This window comes from Micromonospora sp. NBC_00389 (genome assembly GCF_036059255.1).
Lineage (GTDB): Bacteria > Actinomycetota > Actinomycetes > Mycobacteriales > Micromonosporaceae > Micromonospora.
In genome coordinates this window covers 6,008,258-6,034,726 of sequence record NZ_CP107947.1, presented here as the reverse complement: position 1 = coordinate 6,034,726, position 26,469 = coordinate 6,008,258, and the positions used below count along the sequence as shown (strand labels likewise).

Genomic DNA, 26,469 nt, shown 5'->3' with positions numbered 1-26,469 from the left:
TGAGGTCGAGACAGTTACCGCTCCCGGACGGCGTAGGTCAGGTGCGTCACCCTCGGGGAGGGCTCCGCGCGGACCGGCTCCAGGGCCACGCGGGCCGCGTCCACGCCCTCGAACAGGCGGATTCCGGAGCCGAACAGCACGGGCGACAGCGCGATCGAGAACTCGTCGATCAGGCCGGCGTTCACGTACTCCAGGATCGTCTCGGCGCCGCCGGCGATGCGGACGTCGCGGTCGCCGGCGGCCTCGCGGGCCTGGTCGAGCGCGGGCTCGATGCCATCGTTGACGAAGTGGAAGGTGGTCCCACCCGGCCGCTCCCAGGGGTCACGCTTCTCGTGCGTCACGACGAAAACCGGCGTGTGGAACGGCGCCTCCTCCGGCCACGCCTGCTCACCGGCGTCGAACATGCGCTTGCCCATCACACTCGCGCCGGTGCGCTCGAACGTCTCCCGCACGATGTCGTTGTCGCGCCCTTCCTCGCCGCCCTCGCCAAGCTTCAGGTTCTCCCGGAGGAACCGCTGCGGGAAGATCCACGCCTGCAGTTCCATCCACTGCTGCCCCATCAAGTCCCCGAGGGACTCGGGCGCGATGAAACCGTCCAGCGACATCGACACGCTGAAGAACACCTTCCCGGCCATCAGCCCTCAGCTCCCTTCCGAACGTTCTCGGTGACGTAGGCAGCCAGGTTGCTCAGGGTCTGCTGGCCGCCCTCGATCGCGTGGTACTTCTCGACCGCCTCGTCGCGCAGCTCCTTGGTGGGGAACACCGTGCGCATCTCGATCCGGGTCGCCGCCCCGTCGGGCGCGAACGTCAGGACCGACTCGAAGGCGTTCGGGTCGCCGCGGGACTCACCGTGCAGCAGCGCGATCCCCTCCGGTGGGACGATCTCGGTCCAGGAGATCCACTCCTGGTAGTCCGTCCCGTCCGGCCCGTGCATCACGAAGTCCCAGACTCCGCCCTCGCGGAACTCGAACGACCGCGTGGTCGTGGTGAACCCCTCCGGACCCCACCACCGCGACAGGTGCCGCACCTCGGTGAACGCCTCGAACACCAGCTCCCGTGGGGCGTCGATGACCCGGGAGATCACGATCTCCCGGTCAGCCGTCGCGGACTGCGCCGGCGCTCCTCGTCCCATCTCGCTCATCAGCTACTCCTCCTGCCTTGCCTGCTTCAGGTCCTGCACGTACGCGTCCAACCGGTCGAAGCTCTCGTTCCAGAACCGCTCGAACCCGCCGGTCCACTCGTGGACCGGTCGCAGCCCGCGGGCGTCAAGGCCGTACAGGCGCTGCTTGCCCGCCTTGCGGTCCCGCACCAGCCCGACCTCCCGGAGCACCCGCAGGTGCTTGGACGCCCCCGGCTGGGTCATCCCCAGCTCCTGGGCCAACTCGGTCACCGGCCGCTCACCCGCTCGCAGCAGCAACAGGATCTCCCGGCGCTGCGGCTCGGCGATCGCGTTGAAGACGTCCGACGTCGTCGCTGCTCGTGCCATGGACGCCATCGTATACCCATATCGGCATGCGTCAAGCCAGGAGGAATCAGGCGGGTCTTGTCAGATGACGATCGTGACCCTTGCCAGCGGCTGCGGAAACACGCTCAGCGCGGATGCCCTGGCTACCGCCGAATACTCGGGTGCGGGCGACCCGGCTCACCCCTAGGCTTCCGCTCCAAGGGCTGACAGGGCTCCCTCTCGACATCGGTCAGTCAGTGGATCGGAGATGAGCAGAGCGATGACTTCTCAACTGTTCGCGGTCAGCTTCGATGCGAGCCATCCTCTGCGTCTCGCGCAGTTCTGGTCCGGGGTCCTGGGTCGGGAGATGGTCGATGATCCGCACGACGGCGTCATGCTCCTGCCCAGTGCTGACACCGATTTCCGGATCCGCTTTGTTCCGAGCCAGGAGCCGAAGGTCGTCCAGAACCGAATGCACTTCGAGCTGACGAGCGGCTCTCTGGAGGAGCAGCAGCAGACGGTGGCCAGGGCACTGGAACTCGGCGGACGGCACATCGACGTCGGCCAGCTCCCGGAGGAGGAGCACGTGGTGCTCGCCGACCCGGAGGGCAACGAGTTCTGCGTCATCGAGCCGGGCAACAAGTTCCTGGCCGACTGCGGATTCATCGGTGCGCTGTCCTGCGACGGTTCGCAGGAGGTCGGGTACTTCTGGAGCGAGGCGCTGGGGTGGCCGCTGGTCTGGGATCAGGACCAGGAGACCGCGATCCAGTCGCCGCGCGGCGGCCCGAAGATCACGTGGGGTGGACCACCGTTCATGCCGAACGGAGGCAGGGATCGGGTGCGCTACGACCTCGCTCCACCTCTCGACGGCGATCGGCAGGTGGAGGTCGAACGTCTGCTCTCTCTCGGGGCGACGCGGATCGACGCCGACCAAGGTGGCGCCAGCCGGCTGGCGATGGCCGACCCCGACGGTGGCGAGTTCGGTCTGTTGACGCCCCGGTAGCGAGGTTGCCGCACCCGGCCATCGAGCACGATCTTGCGGCGGGCACGGGCACGGGCGGCACGGGCGTGTGCGGTTGGACAGGGTGCGGGTTGGTCGGTCAGAGTGGTCGGCCGTGAGATACCTGCGTACCGGGGGTCCCGCCGCGATCCGCCGACCCCGACCCACCGACTCCGACGAGTTCGTCGCCGCTGCCCGGCGCAGCCGGGAGCTGCACCACCCGTGGCTGGCCGCGCCGGAGAGCCCGGAGGAGTACGACCGGTACCTGAGTCGGATCCGGCGCCGGGACAGCTCCGGCTACCTGGTCTGTGACCGGGCCAGCGGCGAGATCGCCGGCTACGTGAACATCAGCGGGATCGTGCTGGGCGCGCTGCGCGGGGGCTACCTGGGGTACGCGGCGTTCCAGCCGTACAGCGGCACCGGGCACGCCTCGGCGGGCATCGCCCTGGTCATGGACCACGCGTTCGGCGCGCTCGGGCTGCACCGGCTGGAGGCGAACATCCAGCCCGGTAACGAGCCGTCCCGGCGGGTCGCACAGAAGCTGGGCTTCCGGTTGGAGGGCTTCTCCCCGGACTACCTGTTCATCGACGGCGCGTGGCGCGACCACGAGCGGTGGGCGATCACGGCGCCGACGGCGACCTGAACAGCCGCCGGTCCCGCTCCACGGCCGGCCTGGAGGTCGCGCCGCCAATTCGCCGGTCGCGAGGCGTCAAGGGGACGACCGGGGCGGTCGAACGGGACCGTCCCGGCCGCCCGCCGCTCAGCTACCCGGTCGGGGGAACGCGACCGGGCTGCGCAGGCCGTCGCGGCCCACCGCGCGGATGCCGAAGAAGACGTTGTCCTTGGACAGGTCGATGCTGACCTGGGTGACGTCGCCGACCGGGATCACCCGCTGCCACTCGGCGGCCGTGGTCTCCCGCCACAGCACCTCGTAGCCGGCCAGGTCCGGCTCGTCGCCGCGCTGCCAGCGCAGCGTCGTGTTGTTGGTCAGATCGGTGGTCACGATGATCGCGGCCTTGGGCGTGCCGGGCGCCTGGGCCAGCGACCAGAGCGCCGCGCCGTTGACCCGGGCCACCCGGGCGATGTACCCGAAGTCGCAGAACTCGGGGAGGTCACCGAACTGTTGCCCGTCCTGCACCCGGACGTCCTGGTGCTGGTGGGCGAAGTCCTCGTTCGGCTCGGTGAACCGCGCCGCCGGCCAGCCCTCCCGCAGGAACGAGATGTGGTCGCTGCCCCGCAGGTAGCGATCCCGCCGGTAGATCACCCGCACCCGCATGCCGGTGGCGTCGTTGTCCGCCACGTCCCGGACGAAGCGGGCGAGCTGCCGCGACGGTGAGTCGTTCTCGCCGCCGACGGACTGCCGGGTGCTCGCCTCCGCCGGGGTCTCCGCCGTCGGCACTCCCTCGGCGAACAGCCGCACCGCGTACGGGTCGCGGGTGCCGTCGTCGGCCGTGCTGCTGCCGACGATGTCGTCGCTGAACATGCCATGCACGTCCGCGCCGGCCGCCTTGAGCTGTTGGGCCAGGTACGCCGAGCCGTACAGGCCCTGCTCCTCGGCGGCGACCGCGGCGAAGACGATGGTGGCCGCGGTGGGCCGGGTGGCCATCAACCGGGCGAGTTCCATGACCACGGCCACCCCGGAGGCGTCGTCGTCGGCGCCGGGTGAGTCGCTGACCGGGTCCATCACGTCGGTGACCCGAGAGTCGTAGTGGCCGGTCACCACGTAGGTGCGGTTCGGGGAGCTCTGGCCGCGCAGGGTGGCGACCACGTTGGTGATCCGGGTCGCGGTGGGGATCCGCGAGGCCGGCTGTTGGACGTACGACTGGAGTTCGACGCTCATCCGGCCGCCGGAGGTGGCCGCGTACTCCTGCATCCGGGCGAAGATCCAGTCCCGGGCGGCGCCGATGCCCCGCTGCGGGTCGTCCTGGCTGGAGAGGGTGTGTCGGGTGCCGAACGCGGCGAGTCGGCGCACGATCGCCTCGATCCGCCGGGGGTCGACCTGGCGCAGCAGTTCGCGCAGCTCACGGTCGGGCCGCTGGGGGCGGGTCGGGCGGCCGGGGCCGGTGGGCGGGGCGTCGGCGGCGGCCGGCGCGGCGAGCGCGGGCACCGCCACGCTGGCGGCGGTCGCCGCGGTGGCGGCAGCCGAGGCGGACAGGAAGGTGCGGCGGGTGGACCTCGTGGGTCGGTCGCCGGTGTCGTCTGATCCCATTCCGGCATCTTCTCCATCGATGGCAGTACCTGTCTACATCGCCGGACGTGGATGTTCCACGGCTTTCACCCGAACCGGGTGATGACTCGTGGCGCTCGGCGTTCCTACGGTGGGTGGTATGGCTGTCGTGCGCGCCACCCCCACGAACCCGAACCCGGGCCTGCTCGCGGAGGCGCCCGGGGAGGGCGGTGACCAGCGGGCCATGCCGCCCGAGTTGGGCCACGGCGCGCTCGCCGTGCTCAGCGGGCCCACGTTCATGTACTCCAACCCGTCCGGTGACGTGCCGCCGGGCAGCATCGGTGGGCTCGTGCATCTGGACACCCGGCTGGTCAGCGGCTGGACGGTCACCCTCAACGGCGGCGAACTGCTGGTGTTGCGCGCCGCGACCATCGACCACTACTCGGCGCAGTACGTGCTGACCCACCCGGAACTGCCCGGGCTGCCCCCGGACAGTCTGAGCCTCCGGCGGCTGCGCTACGTCGGCGACGGCTTTTACGAGCGGCTGGAACTGGCGTCGTTCCGGCCGGAGCCGGTCCGGGTGGAGCTGCGGCTGGCCGTCGCCGTCGACTTCGCCGACCTGTTCGAGGTCAAGTCGGTGGTCCGGGACCGGTCCGCGGAGATCGCCCGCAACCACGCAGCCGACGGGTCCGAGCTGTGCTTCTCCTACCGCCACGGAGACTTCTCCGCGCAGACCCGGGTGTGCTGCTCGGTGCCGGCCGACCGGATCGAGGGCGACGACCTGGTCTGGGATCTGCACCTGCACCCGCGCCAGGAGTGGAAGGTCGACCTGCACGTGCCGTTGCCGTCCGGGTTCGGGGTGGTCGAGGCGGTCCGGGGTGACATCGCCGACGTGATCCACCGCCGGGCCGACGACCCGCGGCGCCGGTGGACCAGCGACCGGGCGGTGTTGCGCAGCGACAACGAGGCCCTGGAACGCACGGTGGGCAGGTCCCGCGACGACATCGCCGCGCTGCGGCTCGACCTGGAGGTCAAGGGCCAGCGGATCCTGCTGCCCGGTGCGGGGTTGCCCTGGTTCCTCACCGTCTTCGGCCGGGACACGCTGATCACCGCGTACCAGACGCTGGTCGCCGGGCCGGCGCTGGCCAAGGGGGCGTTGCTCGCGTTGGCCCGGCTCCAGGGCGACGCGTGCGACGGCTTCACCGACGAGGAGCCCGGCAAGATCATGCACGAGGTGCGCAGCGGCGAGCTGACCCGCACCGGGGCCAAGCCGTACGCGCCCAACTACGGCACCGCCGACGCCACCCAGCTCTGGCTGATCCTGCTCTCCGAGTACTGGCGGTGGACCCACGACCAGGAGACCGTGCGTCACCTGCGGGACAACGCGCTCGCCGCGCTGCGCTGGATCGACGATTACGGCGACCGGGACGGCGACGGATACGTCGAGTACGCCACCCGTTCCCGGGAAGGGCTGGGCAACCAGTGCTGGCGGGACTCTCCGGACGGCATCTGCTTCGCCGACGGCCGGATCCCGTTGCTCCCGCTGGCCACCTGCGACCTGCAGGGCTACACCTACGACGCGAAGCTGCGGCTGGCCGAGCTGTTCGACGGGCCGTTGGACAGTCCCGACCTGGCGCGGCGGTTGCGTGACGAGGCGGGCACCCTGTACGAGCGGTTCAACCGGGACTTCTGGATCGAGGAGCGGGGCGGTTACTACGCGGTCGCGCTGGACGGCGACAAGAACCCGGTCGACGCGAAGACCTCCAACATGGGTCACCTGCTGTGGAGCGGGATCGTGCCGCCGGAGCGGGCCGACGCGGTGGTGCGCCAGCTCATGTCGCCGCACATGTTCTCCGGCTGGGGCATCCGCACGCTGTCCCGGGAGGAGCGGCTCTACAACGCCCTCGGCTACCACCTCGGCACGGTCTGGCCGCACGACAACTCCATCGCCGTGCTCGGCCTGGCGCGGTACGGCTACCGGGCGGAGGCGAACCGGATCAGCCTGGCGATGTTGGACGCGGCCGAGCAGTTCGGCCACCGGCTGCCCGAGGCGCTCAGCGGGTACCCGCGGGACCGGCTGCTGTTCGCCGTGCCCTACCCGACCGCGTGCAGCCCGCAGGCGTGGGCGGCCGGCACCCCGCTGGCCCTGGTCCGCGCCATGCTCGGCGTCAACCCGGTCGAGGGACGGTTGATGCTCGATCCGGACATTCCGGAAGAGTTGGGCCGGATCACCGCCGAACGGGTCCGCGCCTTCGGCCGACTGTGGGCGGTGGAGGCGGTGCGGACCACCGGCCACGTCCGGCTCCAGCCGAGCTGAGTTCCCGCCCGCCAGCGCCATCCGTTCGCCCACCGCGCCCGCTGGCCCGGTTGTTCGACGTTTGTCCTGGCCTTCGACGGGAAACGGCCCGCAATGACGAAACCTCGTGTGGTGATCGTGGGGGCCGGGTTCGCCGGTTACCACGCGGCGAAGACGTTGAGCCGGCTCGCCCGGGACCGGGCCGAGATCGTGGTGCTGAACTCCACCGACTACTTCCTCTACCTGCCACTGCTGCCCGAGGTGGCGGCCGGGGTGGTCGAGCCCAAGCGGATCGCGGTGCCGCTGACCGGGACGCTGAAGGGCGTACGGGTGGTGATCGGCGAGGCGGATCACGTCGACCTGCAGAACCGCTGGGTCGGCTTCACCCAGCCGGAGGGCGACAAGAACCGGCTGGCGTACGACCGGTTGGTGCTCGCCGTGGGCAGCGTCAACAAGTTGCTGCCCATCCCCGGGGTGACCGAGTACGCGCACGGCTTCCGCGGCCTGCCCGAGGCGGTCTACCTGCACGACCACGTGGTCCGCCAGATCGAGCTGGCCGAGCAGGCCGAGGACCCGGCCGAGCAGCGGGCCCGATCCACCTTCGTGGTGGTCGGCGCCGGTTACACCGGCACCGAGGTCGCCGCGCACGGGCAGTTGTTCACCGACGCGTTGCAGGCTCAACGGCCCCGGCTCACCGTCCGCCCGCGCTGGATGCTGCTCGACGTCGCGCCCCGGGTGCTGCCGGAGCTGGACAAACGGATGTCGCAGACCGCGCACAAGGTGCTCGACCGGCGCGGGGTGGACGTGCGGATGGGCACCTCGGTGGCCGAGGCGACGGCCGACGGGGTGAAGCTCACCGACGGCGAGTACATACCCACCTGCACCCTCGTGTGGTGCGTGGGGGTGCGCCCCGACCCGTTCGTCAACGAGTTGGGCCTGCGTACCGAGAAGGGCCGCCTGGTGGTCGACGAGTTCCTCACCGTCCCCGGCTACCCCGAGGTGTACGCCTGCGGCGATGCGGCCGCCGTGCCCGACCTGACCCGCCCCGGCCAGGTCTGCACGATGACCGCCCAGCACGCCCAACGGCAGGGCAAGCTCGCGGCGCACAACATCGCCGCGTCGTACGGGTTCGGGCAGCGCAAGCCGTACAAGCACCACGACCTGGGCTGGGTGGTCGACCTGGGCGGTAAGGACGCGGCGGCGAACCCGTTGCACGTGCCGCTGGCCGGACTGCCCGCCAAGGCGGTCACCCGTGCGTACCACCTGATGGCGATGCCGGGCAACCGGAGCCGGGTCGGCGCCGACTGGGCGTTGGACGCGGCGCTGACCCGGCCGGCGGTCCAGCTCGGCCTGGTCCCGGCGAACGCGGTTCCGCTGGAGAGCACCTCACCCGAGGTCGCGGCCCGGTCCCGCTGAGCACCGCCCGATCCGGCCGGTCAGCCCTGGCGGGCGGGACCGGCCGGTCGGCGTCGCTGGTCGGTGGCTGTGGCCGGCGGGGTGGCGCGCAGGCGGCTCGGGCCGTACTCGCGCAGCAGGGTCTGGACGATGCCGGCGGCCGGGATGGCCAGCAGCGCGCCGAGCAGGCCGGCCAGCTCCGCCGCGAGCAGCACGCTGACCAGCACGGTCAGCGGGTTGAGCCGGACCGCGCGGGACAGGATGAGCGGCTGGAGCAGGTGGTTCTCCACCTGCTGGTAGACCACGAAGAAGACCAGCACCACGATCCCGGCGGTGGGGGAGTGCACGAAGCCGGCCCCCGCCGCGATCACCGCGCCGAGTGTCGCGCCGACCAGCGGGATCAGGTCGGCCACCGCCACCAGCAGGCCGATCACGGCGGCGAACGGCACCCCGGTGAGGGTCAGCACCACGAAGGTCAACAACCCGCAGATCACGCTGATCAGCAGGTTGCCGGTGAGGTAGCCGGTGACGCTGCGGGAGACCTCCCGGCCCACCCGGCGTAGCCGCTCGGCCTGCCCGTCCCCGGCCGCCACCAGCACGCCGCGGGTGATCCGCGGCGCCTCCAACACCATGAGGTACGCCAGCACGATGACCGTGACCAGCCCGGCGACCGTCTCCACGACGCCGCGCAGCACGCCGACCGCGGGTTGACGCAGCCGGTCGCCGAAGTCCCGTAGCTGATCGGAGTGCCCGGAGACGTACCGCAGGGCACCGGTGCGCTCCAGCAGACTCCCCAGCGGGCCGCGACCGGCGCGCGCGTCGCGCAGCAGCTCCGGCGCCCGTTCGGCGAACCGCTCCAGCTCATCCAGCAGCGGCACCAGGATGACGGCGATCAGGATCGACAGCGTCACGAACGCGGCGAGGAACACCAGCAGCGTGGCCAGCGCCCGCCGGCGCACGAAGCGACGTTGCAGCCGGTCCACCAGCGGCTTGAGCGCGACGGCGAAGAAGGCGGCCACGACGGCCCAGACCAGCACTCGGCGGGTCGCGTACACGAAGGCCAACGCGAACGCGGTCGCCAGCACCAGACCGATCACGATCAGCGTCCGGCGGGCGGTCAACCGGGTGTCGGCGTCGCTCACCCGCCGCACCTTCCCCGCGGTCACCTCCGGAAACCCGGCTCCCGCGCTCATCACCCGGCGGTGCGTGAGTGTTGGGGGATCCCCACCGTCGAGCGTCAACTGATCATGGCTGGACCGGCTGGTCGGCGTCGGTGACCGGGTGGGCGCCGGCGACGAAGGCATCGAGCGCGGCGTCGTGCAGCAGGCTGCCGGGCACCGGGTCGCGCAGGGCGGCCACCGCCAGCCGGCCGACCGGCAGCCCACCGGGCCGGGGCGTCGCGGCGAGCACCAGGTTGCCGTAGCGCCGGCCACGCAGCATCCGCCGGTCGCCCAGCACGCACACGTCGCCGAAGACCGCCCGCAGCGTGGCCACCTGTGCCCGGGTGCCGACCAGGGGCGGTAGGTCCGTGACGTTGACCAGGTAGAGCCCGTCCGGACGCAGGGTCCGGGCCACCTCGGCGGCGAACTCCACGGTCCGTACGTGCCGGGGCATCTGGGCCGCCCGGTAGATGTCGGCGACCACCAGGTCGTACCGGCCCGCCGGGGTGGCCGCGACCGCGTCCCGGGCGTCGGCGACCTCCACCTCCACCTCGGGCGGCAACGGCGGCAGCTCCCGGGCGACCAGCTCGACCACCGCCCGGTCCCGCTCGACGACACGCTGCCGGGAGCCGGGCCGGGTGGCGGCCAGCCAGCGGGGCAACGTCAACGCGCCGCCGCCCAGGTGCAGAACGCTCAGCGGGGTGCCCGCCGGCGCCGCCAGCTCCACCGCCGAGGCGATCCGGCGGACGTACTCGAAGTGCAGGTGTCGAGGATCCTCGACGTCCACGTACGACTGCTCGACGCCGGCGGACAGCAGCGTCCGCCCGGTTCGGCGGACCGGGTCGGCGACCAGCTCCAGCCGGTCGGCGGCGCGGTTCATGACCGGCACGCTAGCCGAGCCGCCGGTGCGCGCCGATCGTGGCCCGGCCAGCCGGCACCGGGCGACGTCTGGTCCGCGACGGCGGTGCCGCCGCGGGGCCGGGCCGGGTCGACGCGGCCGGGCACGGCTGCGGGCCGGCGGAGCGGGGGGGTGCCCCGCATCCGCCGGCCCGCGTGCGCCGGTGCGGCCGGTCAGCCGCTGGCCATCCCGGCCCCCACCTCGTCGATCGCGTCGTCGATCTGGCGGGCGAGGTCCACGTCCAGCGCGGTCACCCCGTTGGCCTGGTTGGTCCGCACGGTCAGCACGGCGGCCGTGTCTCCGGGGCGCCCGATGCTCGGGCCACGGCCGGTCTCCTGGCGCAGCTGGTCGAGCCGGGCGAGCACCCGGTCCAGGTTGTCCGGCGGCAGCGCGACCACCCGGTACAGGGCGACGCTGTCGCCGGCCCAGTACGGCAGGTCGTCCAGGGCCGCCCGCAGCTGGTCCGCGTCCAGGGTGGGTGTGGTGGTGGAGGCGCCGACGATGCCGCCGCCGGCCGCCGGCGGGTTCAACAGTTCCCGCAGGCCGTCGGGCACGTGCAACGACTCGACCAGGTCGCCGTCGTGGTCGGCGAGCGCGGCTAGCGTCGCCTCCGCCTGGTATCGGGCCTGCTCCGGCGTACGGCCGCTGATCCGGCCGACCTCGGCCAGGAAGCCAGGCAGGTCCCGGTGCCGCTCGATGCCGTCGACGGGCAGAACGTCGTGCAGCGAGTTCGGCACCGCGGTGAGCAGCAGCTGCCGCTCCGCCGCGTCCAGGGCGAAGGCCAGGACCAGGACGGTCGCCTCGGTGCCCACCTTGGCCGTCTTGAAGTCGACCCCGGCCCGGCGCCGGACCTCGTCGACCAGTTCGTGGTAGCCCATGCTGTTCACCCCGGTCGCGCCGGCCCCGGCGGACGGTTGCGGCCGGGGATTCTCGGCGGCTCCGACTGCCGGCGGGGCCGGTCCACCGCGCGTGGTGTCCGGCTTGTGCCGTCCGGCCGGTGCGGGGCCGGTCCGCTTGCCCTGGTCCAGGCTGGTGAGCTGCTTGGAGGCGCTCAGGCTGGCGCCGAACTCGCTGGGCTGGCGGCCCTGTTCGCGGGCCTGCCGGGCGAGCGCCCGGCGCCGCTGGTTGTCGCCCTCCATCTGCTTGCGCATGGTGACGCCCCTTTCGCTGGGGATCGTGCGTGCGCCCATCGCCTTCCCGTCGTCCCGGAAGCCGAAACGGACGCCGCCGGGCGGGTCGGCCGGGACTCGGTGGGCTTCATCCGGCGCGGGTGAGGGCCGCTCACCCGCGCGACCAGCAGGATCGGCCCAGGACCGGAGTTCTTCCGAGGTACGCGGAAGGAAGGTCGTCATGAAACGGATCGTCGAGATCGTCCCCGCCCGACCCGGCTGGTACGCCCGCTGGCAGCTCACGCCCGACGCCACCCGGTGCTACCCGGTGAGCCTGTGGGCGCTGCTGGAGGAAGCCGACGGAACGGGTCGGGAAGTGGTCGGGATGGACTGCATCGGCCAATGGCCGGGCGCGGACGACAACGAGGTGGGCGGGGACTTCGTCCGTTATCTGTACCAGACGCCCGATTCGGGGGAACCCGCGGACGTCGACCCCGCGCCGACCGGCGAGCTTCGTGACAGCGGACCCCGGCTTCAGCCGATGACCGCACCCTAGACATTCCTCCGGCCCCCGACCCCAGGTCCCAGGGTCGGGGGCCACCCCCTGCCCGGGGCGGCCCGGTGGGCGCCGATCAGCCGATGGCGCGCACGTTGTCGCCGACGGGCTCCACTGCCAGCAGTTGGGCCAGCCCGGTGCGGTCCAGCATTGCCTGGAGCTGCCGGCTGACCCCGATCAGCCGGATCGCGCCGGCGGCGCGGTGCACCATCAGCAGCGCGCTGAGCCCGGAGGAGTCGCAGAGGCTCACCCCGGTCAGGTCGATCATCAGCTGCTGGTGGCCGTCGCCGTGCAGCTCGGCCGCAGCCGCGACCAACTCGGGTGCGGTGTCGTAGTCGAGCTCGCCGCTCAGCCGCAGACGGACGCCTCCGGCGTCGAGCCGGGTCATCTCAATGGTCAACAGCTGGGGGGACATCGCTTCATGTTCCCAGTCGACGGGCCGAACGCAAGCCGGGGGCCATCAGGCCGGTGATACGAGGCGAGCGTAACGATCCACGGCCGGGTCGGTCGGGCCCGCGGCGCGGGCCGCCAGCTGCCGTGCAGTGCCGCCAGGGGTGTGCCGGCGTAGGGTGACGGGAGAGTGACGACCACAAGCGCCCGTTCCGGGTCGGGTCGGGTGGACGACAAGGAGTGAGGCTCAGCTGGTGACTACCGCCGACGTCAGGGACTGGGACCCGGGCGACGGACGGCTCTCCACGCCGAGCACCACAGCGGCCCCGGCGTGGTCCGCCGACGCATCGTCCCGGCCCGTGACCGCCCTGCCACCGCTCGCCCCCGACCCGGGTCTGGCCGCGCCCGACTACTGGTCCGAGGTCGTCGAGCAATTCCGCGAGGGCCTGGTGGTCTGCGACGCCGACGGCGTGGTGCGACACGTCAGCCCGGCGGCCGAGCGGCTGCTGCCCGAGGTGGTGCCCGGCGAGCTGCTCGCCGTGGCCGGCGTACCCGGGCTGAGCGACGGGAGGCCGGGCGGCTTCACCCATCGCGGGCGCCGGCTCACCGCCCGCCGGGTGCCGCTCTCCGGCGGCCGCTGCTGCTGGTACGTCGAGGACGTCACCGAGAGCGTCAGCCGCGCCGACTCGCTGCTCGCCGAGCGGGCTCGCTCGGCCTTCCTGGCCGTGGTGGGCGACAAGCTGGGCAACCCGCTGCACCCCGACCGGGCCGCCGCAGCGGTCGTCCGGCTCGCCGTGCCGACCCTGGCCGAGGTGGCCGTGCTGGTGCTCGCCCCACGCCTGGGACGGGCCCGCTGGTGGCGGGCCTCCCGGGCCGACGACGAGGCACCGCTGGTGGACAGCGGCGTGCTGGCCGGCGGCGACCTGCCGGTGGCTATCGCCGAAGGGCTGACCGGGGTCGAGCCGCACGCGCTGGACTGGCTGGTGGAGCAGGCGGTCGACGCTGGCTGGCTCCCCGGCCTGACCGACGCCGAGAGCGCCGCCCGGGTCGTTCCGCTGCCGGGCCGGGACGCCCCGGTCGGGGTGCTCCTGGTCGCCCGCAGCGCCACCCACTGGTACGACGAGGACGACATGGAGCTGGTCCGCGCCTTCGCAGCCCGGGCCGGCGCGGCGTTGACCACCGCGCTGCTCTACCGCGACCATGCGGAGGTGGCCGACACCCTGCAGGCCAGCCTGCTGCCAGTGGAGCCGGCCGAGGCCGCCGGTGTGCAGTGGGGCACCGCGTACCGGCCGGCGCAGGCGGGGTTGCGGATCGGCGGCGACTTCTACGGTTCGCACCAGCTCCCCGACGGCGGTTCGGTGTTCTTCCTCGGCGACGTGTCGGGCAAGGGCGTCGAGGCGGCCGTCTTCACCGGTCAGCTGCGCCAGTGCCTGCAGGCGCTGCACCGGGTGGAGTCGCATCCCGGGCGGTTGCTGCGGCTGCTCAACGACGCGCTGCTGGAGACGACCCTGGCGCACGGCCAGGGCCGTTTCGCCACCATGGTGCTGGGCGTGGCCCGCCCACAGCGCGACGGTGGTCTCACCCTCACCATGGCCGGCGGCGGGCACCTGCCGCCGCTGGTGCTGCGCGCCTCCGGCGAGGTGGAGTCGGTGCCGTTGACCGGCATGCTGATCGGCGTGGTGCCCGACCCGCGCGTCGGCGAGGTGACCGTCCAACTGGCCCCGGGCGAGACCTGCCTGCTCTACAGCGACGGGGTGACCGAGGCCCGTGGTGGCCGTCGTGGCGACGAGCAGTTCGGCCCGGAGCGGCTGCTCACCGCGCTGGCCGGTTGCGAGCGGATGCCGGCCCCCGCCCTGGCCGAGCGGGTCGAGCAGGTCACCTGCGACTGGTTGGCGGACGGCGACCACGACGACATCGCGGTGCTGGCGGTGCGTGCGGTCGGCCCGAGCAGGCGGCCGTCGCGGCACCTGCACTCGGTGCCCGCACCCGCTGGCACGGACCAGCAGAGGGAGACCTGAGTGTGACCGCCCCGACCGCCGCCGCCGAGCCGATCGGCGCCTACCCCAGCTACCTGGACTGCCTCACCGACGCCGACGAGTACGCCGCGATCGACGTGGCGCTCGGCCTGCTCGACGCGGGTGTACCGGCCGAGCGGGTGCTGCTCGACCTGGTCGCGCCGGCCCAGGCGGAAGTGGGCGAGCGGTGGGCGCGCAACGAGTGGAGCGTCGCCCAGGAACATGCGGCCACCCACATCAGTGAGCGGGTGGTGGCGGCGGTGGCCGTGCACGCCAACCCGCGTCCGGCCGGCGGGCGGGTCGTGGTGGCTTGCATGGACGGTGAGTGGCACGCGTTGCCACCCCGGCTGGTTGCCGAGGTGCTGCGGCTGCGCGGCTGGCAGGTGACCTTCCTGGGTGCCAGCGTGCCCGCGGCGCACCTGGTGTCGTACCTGCACCGGCACGACGCGCACGCGGTCGCGCTGGCCTGCGCGCTGCCGATGCGGCTGCCGCAGGCGCACCGGATGATCGAGGCGTGCCGCCGCTCGGACGTACCGGTGGTGGTTGGCGGGCGCGGGTTCGGCGTGGACGGCCGCTGGGCGCGCCGGCTCGGCGCGGCCTGGGCGCCGGACGCGCCGTCGGCGGCCGAGTTGATCGCCGACGAGCGGGCGCTGCGTCGGGTGCCGCCGGCGCAGTTGTCCCACCTGACCGACGACGAGTACGCCGGCCTGGTCCGGCGCCGGGGTGAGCTGATCGACAGCGCCCTGGCCGATCTGCGGGAACGGGTCCCGGCGGCCCGGGCCTACACAGCCGCCCAGCTCGACTCGACCGTGAGCGACCTGGGCCACGTTGTGGACTTCCTGGCCGCCGCGCTCTACGTCGACGACGCCTCGCTGTTCACCGAGTTCGCCGAGTGGTTGGTGGGGATCCTGACCAGTCGCGGGGTGCCCGTCGCCGCGGTGGACCTGCCTCTGGCGCACTACGCCGCCGCGCTGCGCGACTTCCCCCGGGCGGTGCACGCGCTGGCCCTGGGCCGGGCCGCCCTGGCCGCTGCCGCAGCCCGCTGACCGTCCGCCGGGCGGCATCCCCAATCGATCACCGCGCCGTTCGGCCGACGGCACGCCCCTGCGTATACTTGCCGCACTGCAAACGTCCACTCAGCGGTGGGGCTAGGGGGAGAACGGTGACGTTCAGCGTCAGGCACGCCGGGCGCGAGGATGATGTCGTCTGCCTACGGCTCGCCGGTGAACTGGACCTGAGCACCGCCGCCGAGTTGGCCGCCGCGATCGACCGGCTCTCCGACGCCGGCGAGCACCGGGTGCTGCTCGACCTCACCGACCTCGCGTTCTGCGACTCCACCGGGATGGCCGTGTTCGTCCGGGGGGACAACCGGGCCGCGGCCGAGGGGGGCTGGTTGCGGCTCACCGGCGCCAACGGCCGGGTCGAGCGGGTGTTGCGGGTTACCGGTCTGGCCGACGTGTTGCGCTACCGTCCCGACACGGCCGACCCGGCGTCCCAGAGCGCCTCCTGATGGGCTAGATTTCCCCGCCAGCGCGGTGACCGTCGGTCCCGCGTCCGTCGACTCGAGGCAGGTAGTGATGGGCGCAGAGAGCCCGCAGCCGGTACGCATCCTGGTGGTCGACGACGACCCGGGCGACGTGCTGATGATCGAGGAAGCGCTGGCGGACTCGGACGTCGAGAAGGTCATCGACGTGGTCAACGACGGCGAGGAGGCGATGGAGTTCCTCCGCGCCGAAGGTCGGCACGCGGAGGCCCGCCGGCCGGACGTCATCCTGCTGGACCTGAACATGCCGCGGATGGACGGGCGGCAGGTTCTCGGTGCGGTGAAGCAGGACGAGGACCTGCGGACCATCCCGATCGTGGTGCTGACCACCTCCAACGCGGACACCGACATCGTCGGCAGCTACACCCTGCAGGCCAACGCGTACGTCACCAAGCCGATCGGCCTGGACGACTTCAACGACGTGGTGCGCCGGATCGACGAGTTCTTCGGCCGGGTGGTCGTGCTACCCAAGCGCGCCTGACGCGTTCCGCGCGCGCGGATGCTGAATATTTTTCCCGAACACCCTCGGTCGCTCCCGTAGCGGCCGAGGATCCAGGTGGGGAAGTAACAGCAGCTGCCTGGGGGGCGACAGTATGAGGTTCTCCGTCGTTGAGATCGGCTATGACCAGAGGCAGGTCGATTCCTGCCTGGATGAGCTGGGGATCCGGTTGTCCCGGCTGGCGGCGCGGGCGGAGGGCGCCGCCGGGGAGGCTCGGGAGTGGGACGAGATCCGCGAGGAGGCCACCTGGCTCAGCGGGCTGCTCCAGCGGCTGGACCTGGGCGACGCCGCGGTCGCCCGGCACACCGGAGACGCGGTGCAGCGGGAGGCGGCGGAGATCCTGGCCCAGGCCCGGTTCGAGCTGGACGAGGCCCGCGACGAGGCTCGGCAGGTGCGGGAGAGGGCGTACGCGGAGGCCATGCAGGCCCGGCGCGACTTCGAGGCGGCGCTGTACGCCCGCCGGCGACGCGAGGCGCAAGTCGACGAGATCCTCAGCGGGTTGACCGTCGAGCCGGTACCCGCCGACACGCCGACCGCGGCGGCCGGTACGGGCGTGCCGGCGACCCGGGTGGCCGCCGGCGGTGTGGACGCGGGAGCGGAGCCGCCGACCGGGGACGGCGCCCGCAGTCGCTGACACCCGATGCGGCCCCGGCTCAGGCGGTGAGCGCCGCCGCGACGGTGCTCGCGCGCTCCTCGTGCTGGGCGTACGCGTCGGGGAAGCCGGAGATCTGCACGGCCTGGGCGGCGGCCGTGAGGCTCATGTCCTGCCAGCCCGGGATCTCGTTGAGTGCCGTGTAGAACGCCCTTGCGGCGTACGACGGGCGCATCAGCTCGGCCACCGTGCCCCAGCCGCTGCTCGGTCGCTGCTGGAACAGCCCGACCGAGTCGTGGTCGGAGCCGCTGCCCTGGTGCGGGTACTCCGCCGACTCGGGCAGCACGTCGCTGGCCAGGTTGTAGAGGTTGCTCTCCTGCATGGCGGTGGCCAGCGCCACGACCAGGGCGCGGCGCGGCATCTTCAGCTCCAGGCCCGTGTCAACAATGATCTTGGCGTTGTCCATCTGAGTCTGGTCGAGTCCGGCGACCGGTCGGGGTCGGCGCGGCTTGACCGGCTTCTTGGCCGCCTTGCCCACGGTGGGGGAGGCAGTGGGCTTCGCCGTCGGGCTGGGGCTGACCCGCATGGGGGCGGCGTCACGGTCCAGCGACCGGGAAGCGCGTTCGTCGCCGATGGCGGCGCGGTCGGCCACCGCCTCGGCCAGCGGCTCCACGGGGCGGGTGGTGTCCTCGGCGCCCCGGGCGGTGGCGACCGCGGCCAGGCCGAGGCAGCAGGTGACACCTGTGGCCAGGGCCACCCGGACCGAGGTTGAGCCCAGCAGGGCGCGGCGGGGTGGATCGGGGAGCCGGTGACGGCCGATCGTCCGTTCGGTTGATGCGGCGTCGCCCGGCTGGGTGGCCGGGAGTGCCTTGGTCAGCTTCTGGTCGGAGGGGTCGTCGGCATGCACTCGCCGAGGCTAGAGACCTGGTCGGCCGACGCCATCGGCCCGAACAGTGGCATGCGCCACAATTTGCCCGGATCTTGCACGCCATAAGGGATGGCAAGCTGGCTAACCTTCTCAACTTCGCCGATCGGGCCAGCCGGGTATTCCCGATTCGCCTGGCCAAGCCGGTCGCGGCGGCGGCGGTCGGCGGCGGTTTCGGTCGACCGCCAAGGGTCACCCTTACGGTGCGTGCCTGCTCCCCGAACGGTGGAGGTCCCGGCGTGCCCGTTCGGTGGATGGGCGGGCCGGCGTCGTTGCCTGGCTCAGTGCCGGCCGTTCTCCGCCGGGGTGACGGTGAGCCGGTGCCGGCTGTTGTCGCCGCTGGAGAACGGCCAGAGCCGGTCGGCGTACTCGACCAGGTCGGCCAGTTGCTGACGACTCAGGCCGGCGGACGAGATCGAGGCGTGCACGTCGGCCCGGTACCGGCCGTCGTCGTCGCGCCCCAGCTTCGCCTCGGCCCGCACCTGGACCGTGTGCGCCTCATCGGTGATCTCCCCGGCCGCCTCCACCGCAGCGTGGTGCAGGCAGGAGGCGAAGGCGGCGGCCAGCAACTGCTCTGGCCTCAATCCGGTGCAGTGCGCTGCCAGTGGCGAGGCCAGCGCGGTCGAGAGCCCGCCGTCGTCGGTGCGTACGTGGCCGCCCTCGGCGGTCGCGGTGGCCTCTTGAAGCCAGGGACTCGGGTCCGGCATCGCGTTCCTCCCGTCGCTCACCCGCCCGGCTACCCGGCCGCCGCCCGGCGAAACGCCGCGCGGCCTGCGGTCAGGGCTCGCCGGCCCGGTTCGGCCCGTCGAGCGTCGACACCGCCTCGGTGGCCTCCAGCGCGGCCTGCTCGGTCCAGGGCGACGTCGCGGCCGGCTGGCGCGCGGTGGGAACTCCCATCGGCACGTACACCCGGGCGTCCACGGCCTCGGCCAGCACCAGTGCGGCCACCAGGCTGGTCGGGCGCTCCGCCGGGGCCTCGGCCAGGCAGGAACGGCACAGCTCGGCCACCTCCGGGGGGAGCCCGTCGATCTCGGGCAGCGGGTCCGGCGGCAGGCGGCGGCGGGTGCCCAGCAACTCGGTGAGGGTGTCCGCCCGGTACGGCAGCCGGCCGCTGAGGCAGTAGTAGAGCAGGACGCCGAGGGCGTACATGTCGGCCGCCGGGGTGGCTGGCGCTCCGTCGAGCTGCTCCGGCGCCAGGTACGCCGGGGTGCCCATCAGCAGCCCGTCCGGCAACGGCTCCGGCGCGCCGGCCGGGGTGGCGATGCCGAAGTCGAGCACCTTCACACCGGCGGGGGTGAGCATGACGTTGGCCGGCTTGATGTCGCGGTGCACGATGCCCTCCGCGTGCGCGGCGGCGAGCGCCGCGCTGACCTCCGCGCAGACCCGCACCGAGATCCGCCAGTCCAGCGGCCCGGCCCGCAGGTGCGCGGCCAGAGTTTCCCCCTCGGCCAGCTCCATCACGATGTACGGCACCCGGCGACCGGGCAGCGTGGAGGAGGTGCCGAAGTCGTGCACGCTCGCCACGTTCGGGTGCACCAGACGGGCCGCCGAGCGGGCCTCCGCGCGGATCCGCTCCACCGGGCCGGACTGGCCGTCCCAGCCGGGCGAGATCAGCTTCACCGCCACCGGCCGATCCAGCACCTGGTCGTGTGCCTGCCACACCTCGGACATCCCGCCAACGCCGATGCGTTGTTCGAGCTGATACCGCCCGTCCAACGTGCGCATCGATCGCTCCTCGCTCTTACCCGCCAGCGGCGGTTGCCTCCGGTCGCGGTACCCCGCCTCCGAGCTGGGCAAACCGCCACGAGAATCGCTCACGGGTCGAGCCCGCGCACCCGCTGCGGCGCGGTGGTGGGTGCGGTAGCTTGCGAGCCAGGGCCGGTGTCACCGAACGTGCCGGCATGGTCACCGAGGGGACGCCGCGATGAGCGAGGTCACCGTACGCTTCGTCGGCGGGCCCGCCAACGGCCTGGTCCGGCTGCTGCCGGCCGGGCCGGACGGCGCCCCTCCACCGCGCTGGATCATGCGACACCCGGATGGCACCGGGCCGACCCAGGCCGGCCCCGACCACCTCTACGAACGCGACCAGCCGGACGGCGCGGGCGGCTGGAGCATGCGATTCGTGCGGACCGACGCGTTCGGGGTGTCCGAGTGACCTCCGGGTTGGGCTGACGGGTCATGCCGCCCATCCACCGTCGGCCCGGCCGCACAGCTGGCGCACAGCCGACGCAGGGGCGTGGCACAGACGTCGTGTCCAGGATGGGGGACATGGTCATGGACGGGCAGGCCGCACCGGACCGGATCGAGTTGCGCCGTCCCGACGGCGAACCGGTCCGGGTGCTGGTGGTCGACGACGAACCGACGCTCACCGACCTGCTGTCGATGGCGTTGCGCTACGAGGGCTGGCAGGTACGCAGCGCCGGCAGCGGCATGGCGGCCCTGAGCGCCGCGCGGCAGTTCCAGCCGGACGCGGTGGTGCTCGACGTGATGCTGCCCGACCTGGACGGCTTCCAGGTGCTGCGACGGCTGCGCGAGCACGCCCCCACCGTGCCGGTGCTCTTCCTGACCGCCCGGGACGCGGTCGAGGAGCGCATCGCCGGGCTGACCGTCGGCGGCGACGACTACGTCACCAAACCGTTCAGTCTCGAAGAGGTGATCGCCCGGCTGCGCGCGCTGCTGCGCCGCTCCGGCTTCGCGATCGCCGCCCGGCAGGAGGCGGTGCTGACCGTCGGCGACCTCAGCCTCGACGAGGACAGTCACGAGGTGCGCCGGGACGGCCAGCTCATCACCCTCACCGCGACCGAGTTCGAGCTGCTGCGGTACCTGATGCGCAACCCGCGCCGGGTGCTCAGCAAGGCGCAGATCCTCGACCGGGTGTGGAACTACGACTTCGGCGGCCAGGCCAACGTGGTGGAGCTGTACATCTCGTACCTGCGCAAGAAGATCGACGCCGGCCGGGCGCCGATGATCCACACATTGCGTGGCGCGGGTTATGTCCTCAAACCCGCCGAGTGACCCCGCCGGCCGGCCGCACCGCCGGCCGGTACGCGCCGCCCGCCGGTGGCTGGCCGGCCGGTCCCTGCGTACCCGTCTGGTGCTCGCCCTGGTCGCGCTCTTCGCACTGGTCAGCGTCGCCATCGGCGGGCTCACCACGGTGGCGCTGCGGCACTTCCTGATCGACCGCCTGGACGCCCAACTGGATCCCGCGACCGTCATGCGCGGCGACCGCCCGGGCCGGCCGGCCTGGCCGGGCACCGGGCCGAGCATTCCGCCCGGCTCACCGCCCGGCACCGTGGTCGCCGACATCACCGGCGCTCGGGTGACGGCAGCCTCCACCCTGACCCGCAGCCCGTCCAGCGAGGATCCCTTTCCCGACGAGGAGGCCGTCCCGGTCGAGGAGGTCGCCGCGCTGGCCGACCTGCCGGTCGGCGCCCAGCCGCGCACCGTCGACCTCGGCGCGCGCGGCGACTACCGGGCCGTGGCCCGGCAGTTCCGCGACGGCACGGTACGGGTCGTCGCGCTGCCGCTGGCCGGGGTGCGGGAGACCGTCTGGTGGATGATCGCCGCGCAGGCCGGGGTGGCGGCCGTCGGGCTGGTCATCGCCGGGGGTGCCGGCGCGCTGATCGTCCGGGCCACGCTGCGACCGCTGAACCGGGTGGCCGCCACCGCCACCCGGGTCACCGAGCTGCCGTTGGACCGCGGCGAGGTGGCGCTCGCCGTCCGGGTCCCGGCCGCGGACACCGATCCGCGTACCGAGGTTGGTCAGGTCGGCGCCGCGTTGAACCGGATGCTGGGCCACGTCGCCGACGCGCTCGCCGCCCGGCAGGCCAGCGAGACGCGGGTACGCCAGTTCGTCGCCGATGCCAGCCACGAGCTGCGCACCCCGCTGGCCGCGATCCGCGGGTACGCCGAGGTGGCCCGACGCGGTCGCGACGAGGTCCCCACCGACGTGGCGCACGCGCTGCGCCGGGTGGAGTCGGAGAGCACCCGGATGACCAGACTCGTCGACGACCTGCTGCTGCTGGCCCGGCTGGACACCGGCCGCCCACTCGCGGTCGAACAGGTCGACCTCACCGCCCTGGTGGTCGACGCGGTCAGCGACGCGCACGTGGCGGGCCCCGAACACCGCTGGCAGCTCGACCTGCCCGAGGTGGCGATCCGGGTTCCCGGCGACGGCGCCCGGCTGCACCAGGTGGTGGCGAACCTGCTCGCCAATGCGCGGGTGCACACCCCGCCGGGAACCGTGGTGACCACCACGCTGGCCGTCGAGGGAGACGCCGCCGTGCTCACCGTCGCCGACGAGGGGCCCGGAGTGCCGGCGGAGCTGCAACCGGAGATGTTCGAACGGTTCGCTCGCGGCGACAGCTCCCGGTCCCGGGCGCACGGCAGCACCGGCCTCGGTCTGGCGATCGTGGCGGCGGTCGTGGAGGCCCACCACGGCACGGTCGCGGTGGACAGCCGCCCGGGCCGGACGGTGTTCACCGTCCGGTTGCCGAATCCCACAGCTGACGCATAGTCGGCGCACGGCGGCGGGCCAGGCCAGCCGCCGAGGCTTGCCGCATGGACAGAACCGAGAGCCTGCTGACAGCACCCGCCGATCCCGGCGTGGTGGGTCCGCCACCGCCGGCAACGCGCCCGGACCAGGAGCACCCACAACCGGCGGCGCGCCGATCCCCGGCCTGGACCCGGCCCGCGCTGGTGGTCCTGCTGCTGGCCACCGGCCTGCTCTACATCTGGGGGCTGGGCGCCTCCGGCTGGGCCAACTCGTTCTACGCGGCGGCCGTGCAGGCCGGCTCGGTGAGCTGGAAGGCCCTCTTCTACGGCTCGTCGGACGCGGCCAACTCGATCACCGTGGACAAGACGCCCGCGTCGTTGTGGCTGATGGCCCTGTCCGTACGCATCTTCGGGCTGAACACCTGGGCGATGCTCGTTCCGCAGGCGCTCTGCGGGGTCGCCTCGGTCGGCGTGCTCTACGCGACCGTCAAGCGCTGGTACGGGCCGGCGGCCGGCCTGATCGCCGGCGCGGTGCTCGCGGTCACCCCGGTGGCGACGCTGATGTTCCGGTTCAACAATCCCGACGCGCTGCTCGTTCTGCTGCTGGTCGCCGGGGCGTATGCCACGGTCCGGGCGGTGGAGGCGGCCAGCACCCGGTGGATCGTGCTGGTCGGCGTGCTGGTCGGCTTCGGCTTCCTGACCAAGATGCTCCAGGCGTTCCTGGTGGTGCCGGTCTTCGCCGGGGTCTATCTGCTGGCGGCACCGACCGGGTTGTGGCGGCGGGTCCGACAGTTGCTGCTGGCCGGCCTGGCGGTGGTGGTCTCCGCCGGCTGGTGGGTGGCGATCGTCGAGCTGGTCCCCGCCAGTGCACGGCCGTACATCGGCGGGTCGCAGGGGAACAGCATCCTGGAGCTCACCCTCGGCTACAACGGCCTCGGCCGGATCACCGGCGACGAGGTCGGCAGCGTCGGCGGCGGCGGGGGCCGCCCGGGTGGCGGTGGGGGCGGTCCGTTCGGTGGGCAGACCGGCCTGCTGCGGATGTTCGACGGCGAGATCGGCGGTCAGATCTCCTGGCTGCTGCCGGCCGCGCTGATCCTGCTGGTCGCCGGCCTGCTGGTGGCCGGCCGGGCGGCCCGTACCGACCGCACCCGGGCCGGGCTGCTGCTCTGGGGCGGCTGGCTCCTGGTCACCGGCCTGATCTTCAGCTTCATGTCCGGGATCTTCCACGCCTACTACACCGTGGCGCTCGCTCCGGCGGTCGGGGCGCTGGTCGGCATCGGCGTGACGCTGCTCTGGCGGCAGCGCCGCCCGCTGCCCGCCGGTACGCAGGAAACGCCTGACCGGACCCTTGCTGACTCGGAGGGCACCCGGTGGCAGCGGTGGCGTCCGCTGGCCGCCACGGCGACGCTCGCCGGCACGCTGGCGGTGACCGTCTGGTGGGCGTGGGTGCTGCTCGGACGCAGCCCCGACTGGTACCCGTGGCTGCGGACCACCGTGCTGATCCCCGGCCTGGCCGGGGCGGCACTGATCCTGCTGGTCAACCGGCTGCCCTGCCGGCTGGTGCCGGTGGTGCTGGGCCTGGGTGCGGCGGCGGCCCTCGCGGGGCCGGTGGCGTACGCGGTGCAGACCGCCTCCACGCCGCACACCGGATCGATCCCGACCGCCGGCCCGAACGTGGCGGGTGGCTTCGGCCGCGGCGGCTTCCCCGGCGGGCGACCGCCCGGCGGCATGGAACTGCCGGGTGGCGGCCAGATTCCCGCTCTCCCCGGTGGCGGCCAGAATGGCGGTCAGGCACCGGGCTTCCCTGGTGGTGGCCAGAACGGCGGTCAGGCTCAGGGCTTCCCTGGCGGTGGTCAGAACGGCGGTCAGGCTCAGGGCTTCCCCGGTGGCGGCCGGAACGGCGCGCAGACTCCCGGCTCTCCGGGCGGCGGGCAGGGTCGCTCGACCGGCGGCGGAATGGGCGGGCTGCTCGACACCCGCGAGCCCAGCGCCGAGCTGCGCGAGCTGCTGGAGCACGACAGCGACAACTACAGGTGGGTGGCAGCCACCGTCGGCTCCAACAACGCCTCCGGCTACCAGTTGGCCACCGGCGACCCGGTGATGGCGATCGGCGGGTTCAACGGCAGCGACCCGTCGCCGACCCTCGCGCAGTTCCAGCGCTACGTCGCCGACGGCGAGATCCACTACTTCGTGGGCGACGGCGGTTTCCGGGCCAACGGTGGCAGCTCCGCCTCGCAGGAGATCGCCGCCTGGGTCACCGAGACCTTCACGGCCCAGACCGTCGACGGCGTCACCGTCTACGACCTGAGCACCGAAAAGGACGCGGCATGACCGCGCTCGGTGGACCTCGGGCCGCCGTACAGACCGGGCCGACCATCATCAGCGCGGTGCTGGACGTGGTGATCCCGGTCTACAACGAGGAGACCGATCTCGGGCCGTGCGTACGGCGGCTGCACGCGCACCTGAGCGAGCACTTCCCGTACCCGTTCCAGATCACCATCGCCGACAACGCCAGCGTGGATGGCACCCTGGGGGTGGCCGAGGCGCTCGCCGGTGAGCTGCCCGGCGTCGAGGTGCTGCACCTGGACGCCAAGGGGCGGGGGCGGGCACTGTCCGCCGCCTGGTCCGCCTCGTCCGCGCCGGTGCTGGCGTACATGGACGTGGACCTCTCCACCGACCTGGCGGCGCTGCTGCCGCTGGTCGCGCCGCTCATCTCCGGCCACTCCGATCTGGCGATCGGCACCCGGCTGGCGCGTACCTCCCGGGTGGTGCGCGGGACCAAGCGGGAGGTCATCTCACGGGCCTACAACCTGCTGCTGCGCGGGGCGCTGGCGGCCCGGTTCTCCGACGCCCAGTGCGGGTTCAAGGCGATCCGCGCGGACGTGGCTGGCGGGCTGCTTCCCCTGGTCCAGGACACCGGCTGGTTCTTCGACACCGAGCTGCTGGTGCTGGCCCAGCGGGCCGGGCTGCGGATCCACGAGGTGCCGGTGGACTGGGTCGACGACCCGGACAGCCGCGTCGACATCGTCGCCACCGCGCTGGCCGACCTGCGGGGGATGGGTCGGCTGGGCCGGGCGCTGTTGACCGGCGCGCTGCCGTTGACCGAGCTGCGCGCGCAGGTGGGCCGGGCGCCGCTGGCCACGCCACCGGCGCAGGTGCCGGTCGGGCTGCCCCGGCAGCTGGTCCGGTTCGCCGCGGTCGGGGTGGCCAGCACCCTGGCGTACCTGCTGCTCTTCGTGGCCACCCGGGGCGCGTTCGGCGCACAGCCGGCGAACCTGCTGGCGCTGCTGGTGACGGCGGTGGCGAACACGGCCGCGAACCGGCGGCTGACGTTCGGCATCAGCGGGCGCCGGCACGCCGGCCGGCACCACGTGCAGGGGTTGCTGGCCTTCGCGCTCGGCCTGGCGCTGACCAGCGGTTCGTTGGCTGTGCTGCACGCGGTCGACGCCGCACCCACCCGGCTGGTGGAGCTGGCCGTGCTGGTGGCCGCGAACCTGGCCGCCACCGTGCTGCGCTTCGTGCTGCTGCGCCTCGGCATGCACCACCGGCGGAACTGACCCCGTCAGCTGCGGGCCGTGCCCAGCACCTCCGCGAGGACCTCGACGACGCGTCGCGTGTGACGCCCGTCGGGGTCCTCGTCCGGCGCGGGGTAGGTCACCGCCGGACGCATCCCTGTGGCCCGCCTGGGAGTCCGCCGATGTGGCCGATACGGCGTCGGCGATCGGCGTACGGTGACAGACAAGTCCGGCTTTCTGGGTCAAAAGCCTCACCGCTGTATGCCCGGGACGCCGGTGTCGAGACGGGCGAGGGGAAGGAGCGGTCGGTGATCCATCTGGCCTACCTGGACGCGGGATCCGGCAGCCTGATCGTGCAGGCGGTCGTGGGCGGGGTGGCCGGCGCCGCGGTCGCCGCCAAGCTCTACTGGCGGCGGCTGGTCGACCGGTTCCGTCGCCAGCCCACCGACCAGCAGTGAGCCGGCCCGTCCC

At 73.0% G+C, this 26,469-nt stretch carries 27 protein-coding genes; 16 read left to right on the top strand and 11 right to left on the bottom strand.

Translation table 11 applies throughout. The features are described 5' to 3' along the window. Nucleotides 1-14 precede the first annotated feature (14 nt). Genes OG470_RS28615 through OG470_RS28605 form a run of 3 tightly spaced genes read right to left on the bottom strand, consistent with a single transcriptional unit; the run spans nucleotide 15 to nucleotide 1,486 of the window. Nucleotides 15-635 (bottom strand): dihydrofolate reductase family protein, encoded by a 621-nt coding sequence (locus OG470_RS28615; protein WP_328417191.1) that lies wholly within the window; start codon nucleotides 633-635, stop codon nucleotides 15-17. Continuing rightward, on the bottom strand, nucleotides 635-1,141 hold the full coding sequence (locus OG470_RS28610; protein WP_328417189.1) for an SRPBCC family protein: 507 nt from the start codon (nucleotides 1,139-1,141) through the stop codon (nucleotides 635-637). Before OG470_RS28610 ends, OG470_RS28615 begins: the two co-directional genes overlap by 1 nt. A 3-nt stretch (nucleotides 1,142-1,144) precedes the next feature. Then, entirely contained in the window at nucleotides 1,145-1,486 is a 342-nt protein-coding gene (locus OG470_RS28605) for an ArsR/SmtB family transcription factor (RefSeq protein ID WP_168509396.1), read from the bottom strand. A gap of 238 nt (nucleotides 1,487-1,724) precedes the next feature. Between OG470_RS28605 and OG470_RS28600 the strand changes: the two genes are divergently transcribed. Together OG470_RS28600 and OG470_RS28595 are read left to right on the top strand one after the other, a co-directional pair. Further along, on the top strand, nucleotides 1,725-2,447 hold the full coding sequence (locus OG470_RS28600) for a VOC family protein (protein WP_328417185.1): 723 nt from the start codon (nucleotides 1,725-1,727) through the stop codon (nucleotides 2,445-2,447). Between the two features lie 112 nt (nucleotides 2,448-2,559). After that, nucleotides 2,560-3,087, top strand: a complete 528-nt coding sequence (locus OG470_RS28595; protein ID WP_328417183.1) for a GNAT family N-acetyltransferase — start codon at nucleotides 2,560-2,562, stop codon at nucleotides 3,085-3,087. Nucleotides 3,088-3,204: 117 nt separating this feature from the next. Here OG470_RS28595 and OG470_RS28590 read toward each other — a convergent pair whose 3' ends face one another. After that, nucleotides 3,205-4,653 carry a M20/M25/M40 family metallo-hydrolase gene (locus OG470_RS28590; RefSeq protein ID WP_328417181.1) on the bottom strand — a complete coding sequence of 483 codons (1,449 nt, stop codon included), beginning with the start codon at nucleotides 4,651-4,653 and terminating at the stop codon, nucleotides 3,205-3,207. Between the two features lie 118 nt (nucleotides 4,654-4,771). On the opposite strand from OG470_RS28590, the gene OG470_RS28585 reads away from it, so the two are divergent. Both OG470_RS28585 and OG470_RS28580 read left to right on the top strand, forming a co-directional pair. Beyond that, nucleotides 4,772-6,928 carry an amylo-alpha-1,6-glucosidase gene (locus tag OG470_RS28585; RefSeq protein WP_328417180.1) on the top strand — a complete coding sequence of 719 codons (2,157 nt, stop codon included), beginning with the start codon at nucleotides 4,772-4,774 and terminating at the stop codon, nucleotides 6,926-6,928. A gap of 93 nt (nucleotides 6,929-7,021) precedes the next feature. Continuing rightward, nucleotides 7,022-8,323: an NAD(P)/FAD-dependent oxidoreductase gene (locus tag OG470_RS28580; RefSeq protein WP_328417178.1), complete on the top strand. Its 1,302-nt coding sequence runs from the start codon at nucleotides 7,022-7,024 to the stop codon at nucleotides 8,321-8,323. Nucleotides 8,324-8,343: 20 nt separating this feature from the next. Here OG470_RS28580 and OG470_RS28575 read toward each other — a convergent pair whose 3' ends face one another. The 3 genes from OG470_RS28575 to OG470_RS28565 all read right to left on the bottom strand — a co-directional run bounded on the left by OG470_RS28575 (nucleotide 8,344) and on the right by OG470_RS28565 (nucleotide 11,511). Beyond that, complete coding sequence (locus OG470_RS28575; RefSeq protein ID WP_328417176.1) at nucleotides 8,344-9,444, bottom strand: AI-2E family transporter; 1,101 nt, start codon at nucleotides 9,442-9,444, stop codon at nucleotides 8,344-8,346. Nucleotides 9,445-9,547: 103 nt separating this feature from the next. Next, nucleotides 9,548-10,342, bottom strand: coding sequence for a spermidine synthase (locus OG470_RS28570; RefSeq protein ID WP_328417174.1), 795 nt, complete (start codon nucleotides 10,340-10,342; stop codon nucleotides 9,548-9,550). A gap of 191 nt (nucleotides 10,343-10,533) precedes the next feature. After that, nucleotides 10,534-11,511, bottom strand: coding sequence for a DUF2267 domain-containing protein (locus OG470_RS28565; RefSeq protein WP_328417172.1), 978 nt, complete (start codon nucleotides 11,509-11,511; stop codon nucleotides 10,534-10,536). A 199-nt stretch (nucleotides 11,512-11,710) separates the two neighbouring features. Here OG470_RS28565 and OG470_RS28560 point away from each other — a divergent pair, with 199 nt between their 5' ends. Next, the gene (locus tag OG470_RS28560) at nucleotides 11,711-12,025 is read left to right on the top strand and encodes a hypothetical protein (protein WP_328417170.1); all 315 of its coding nucleotides are present in this window, start codon (nucleotides 11,711-11,713) and stop codon (nucleotides 12,023-12,025) included. Between the two features lie 76 nt (nucleotides 12,026-12,101). On the opposite strand, the gene OG470_RS28555 is transcribed toward OG470_RS28560, so the two are convergent. Next, complete coding sequence (locus tag OG470_RS28555) at nucleotides 12,102-12,440, bottom strand: STAS domain-containing protein (RefSeq protein ID WP_328417168.1); 339 nt, start codon at nucleotides 12,438-12,440, stop codon at nucleotides 12,102-12,104. A gap of 229 nt (nucleotides 12,441-12,669) precedes the next feature. On the opposite strand from OG470_RS28555, the gene OG470_RS28550 reads away from it, so the two are divergent. From OG470_RS28550 to OG470_RS28530, 5 genes are all read left to right on the top strand, one after another. Beyond that, nucleotides 12,670-14,433, top strand: a complete 1,764-nt coding sequence (locus OG470_RS28550) for a PP2C family protein-serine/threonine phosphatase (protein WP_328417166.1) — start codon at nucleotides 12,670-12,672, stop codon at nucleotides 14,431-14,433. 2 nt (nucleotides 14,434-14,435) lie between these two features. Then, nucleotides 14,436-15,476 carry a cobalamin B12-binding domain-containing protein gene (locus OG470_RS28545; protein ID WP_328417164.1) on the top strand — a complete coding sequence of 347 codons (1,041 nt, stop codon included), beginning with the start codon at nucleotides 14,436-14,438 and terminating at the stop codon, nucleotides 15,474-15,476. Nucleotides 15,477-15,592: 116 nt separating this feature from the next. Beyond that, the gene (locus OG470_RS28540) at nucleotides 15,593-15,940 is read left to right on the top strand and encodes an STAS domain-containing protein (protein ID WP_328417162.1); all 348 of its coding nucleotides are present in this window, start codon (nucleotides 15,593-15,595) and stop codon (nucleotides 15,938-15,940) included. 67 nt (nucleotides 15,941-16,007) lie between these two features. Beyond that, entirely contained in the window at nucleotides 16,008-16,454 is a 447-nt protein-coding gene (locus OG470_RS28535) for a response regulator (protein ID WP_328417160.1), read from the top strand. Nucleotides 16,455-16,566: 112 nt separating this feature from the next. After that, on the top strand, nucleotides 16,567-17,106 hold the full coding sequence (locus OG470_RS28530) for an ATPase (RefSeq protein WP_328417158.1): 540 nt from the start codon (nucleotides 16,567-16,569) through the stop codon (nucleotides 17,104-17,106). A 19-nt stretch (nucleotides 17,107-17,125) separates the two neighbouring features. Here the strand turns inward: OG470_RS28530 and OG470_RS28525 are convergent, their stop codons facing one another. From OG470_RS28525 to OG470_RS28515, 3 genes are all read right to left on the bottom strand, one after another. After that, nucleotides 17,126-17,971, bottom strand: coding sequence for a hypothetical protein (locus OG470_RS28525; RefSeq protein WP_328417156.1), 846 nt, complete (start codon nucleotides 17,969-17,971; stop codon nucleotides 17,126-17,128). A gap of 299 nt (nucleotides 17,972-18,270) precedes the next feature. Then, nucleotides 18,271-18,696 (bottom strand): OsmC family protein, encoded by a 426-nt coding sequence (locus OG470_RS28520; protein WP_328417154.1) that lies wholly within the window; start codon nucleotides 18,694-18,696, stop codon nucleotides 18,271-18,273. A 70-nt stretch (nucleotides 18,697-18,766) separates the two neighbouring features. Next, the gene (locus OG470_RS28515) at nucleotides 18,767-19,714 is read right to left on the bottom strand and encodes a serine/threonine-protein kinase (protein ID WP_328417152.1); all 948 of its coding nucleotides are present in this window, start codon (nucleotides 19,712-19,714) and stop codon (nucleotides 18,767-18,769) included. A gap of 199 nt (nucleotides 19,715-19,913) precedes the next feature. Here OG470_RS28515 and OG470_RS28510 point away from each other — a divergent pair, with 199 nt between their 5' ends. From OG470_RS28510 to OG470_RS28485, 6 genes are all read left to right on the top strand, one after another. Further along, nucleotides 19,914-20,144 (top strand): hypothetical protein, encoded by a 231-nt coding sequence (locus tag OG470_RS28510; protein WP_328417150.1) that lies wholly within the window; start codon nucleotides 19,914-19,916, stop codon nucleotides 20,142-20,144. 113 nt (nucleotides 20,145-20,257) lie between these two features. After that, a complete protein-coding gene (locus OG470_RS28505) occupies nucleotides 20,258-21,004 on the top strand; it encodes a response regulator transcription factor (protein ID WP_328417148.1) in 747 nt (248 codons plus the stop codon). A 49-nt stretch (nucleotides 21,005-21,053) separates the two neighbouring features. After that, nucleotides 21,054-22,505 (top strand): sensor histidine kinase, encoded by a 1,452-nt coding sequence (locus OG470_RS28500; RefSeq protein WP_328426666.1) that lies wholly within the window; start codon nucleotides 21,054-21,056, stop codon nucleotides 22,503-22,505. Nucleotides 22,506-22,549: 44 nt separating this feature from the next. Beyond that, nucleotides 22,550-24,814 (top strand): ArnT family glycosyltransferase, encoded by a 2,265-nt coding sequence (locus tag OG470_RS28495; protein ID WP_328417146.1) that lies wholly within the window; start codon nucleotides 22,550-22,552, stop codon nucleotides 24,812-24,814. Continuing rightward, nucleotides 24,811-26,040 carry a glycosyltransferase gene (locus OG470_RS28490; protein WP_328417144.1) on the top strand — a complete coding sequence of 410 codons (1,230 nt, stop codon included), beginning with the start codon at nucleotides 24,811-24,813 and terminating at the stop codon, nucleotides 26,038-26,040. The genes OG470_RS28495 and OG470_RS28490 overlap by 4 nt, the downstream gene beginning before the upstream one ends. A gap of 266 nt (nucleotides 26,041-26,306) precedes the next feature. Beyond that, nucleotides 26,307-26,456 (top strand): hypothetical protein, encoded by a 150-nt coding sequence (locus tag OG470_RS28485; RefSeq protein ID WP_328417142.1) that lies wholly within the window; start codon nucleotides 26,307-26,309, stop codon nucleotides 26,454-26,456. The last annotated feature ends 13 nt before the right edge of the window (nucleotides 26,457-26,469 follow it).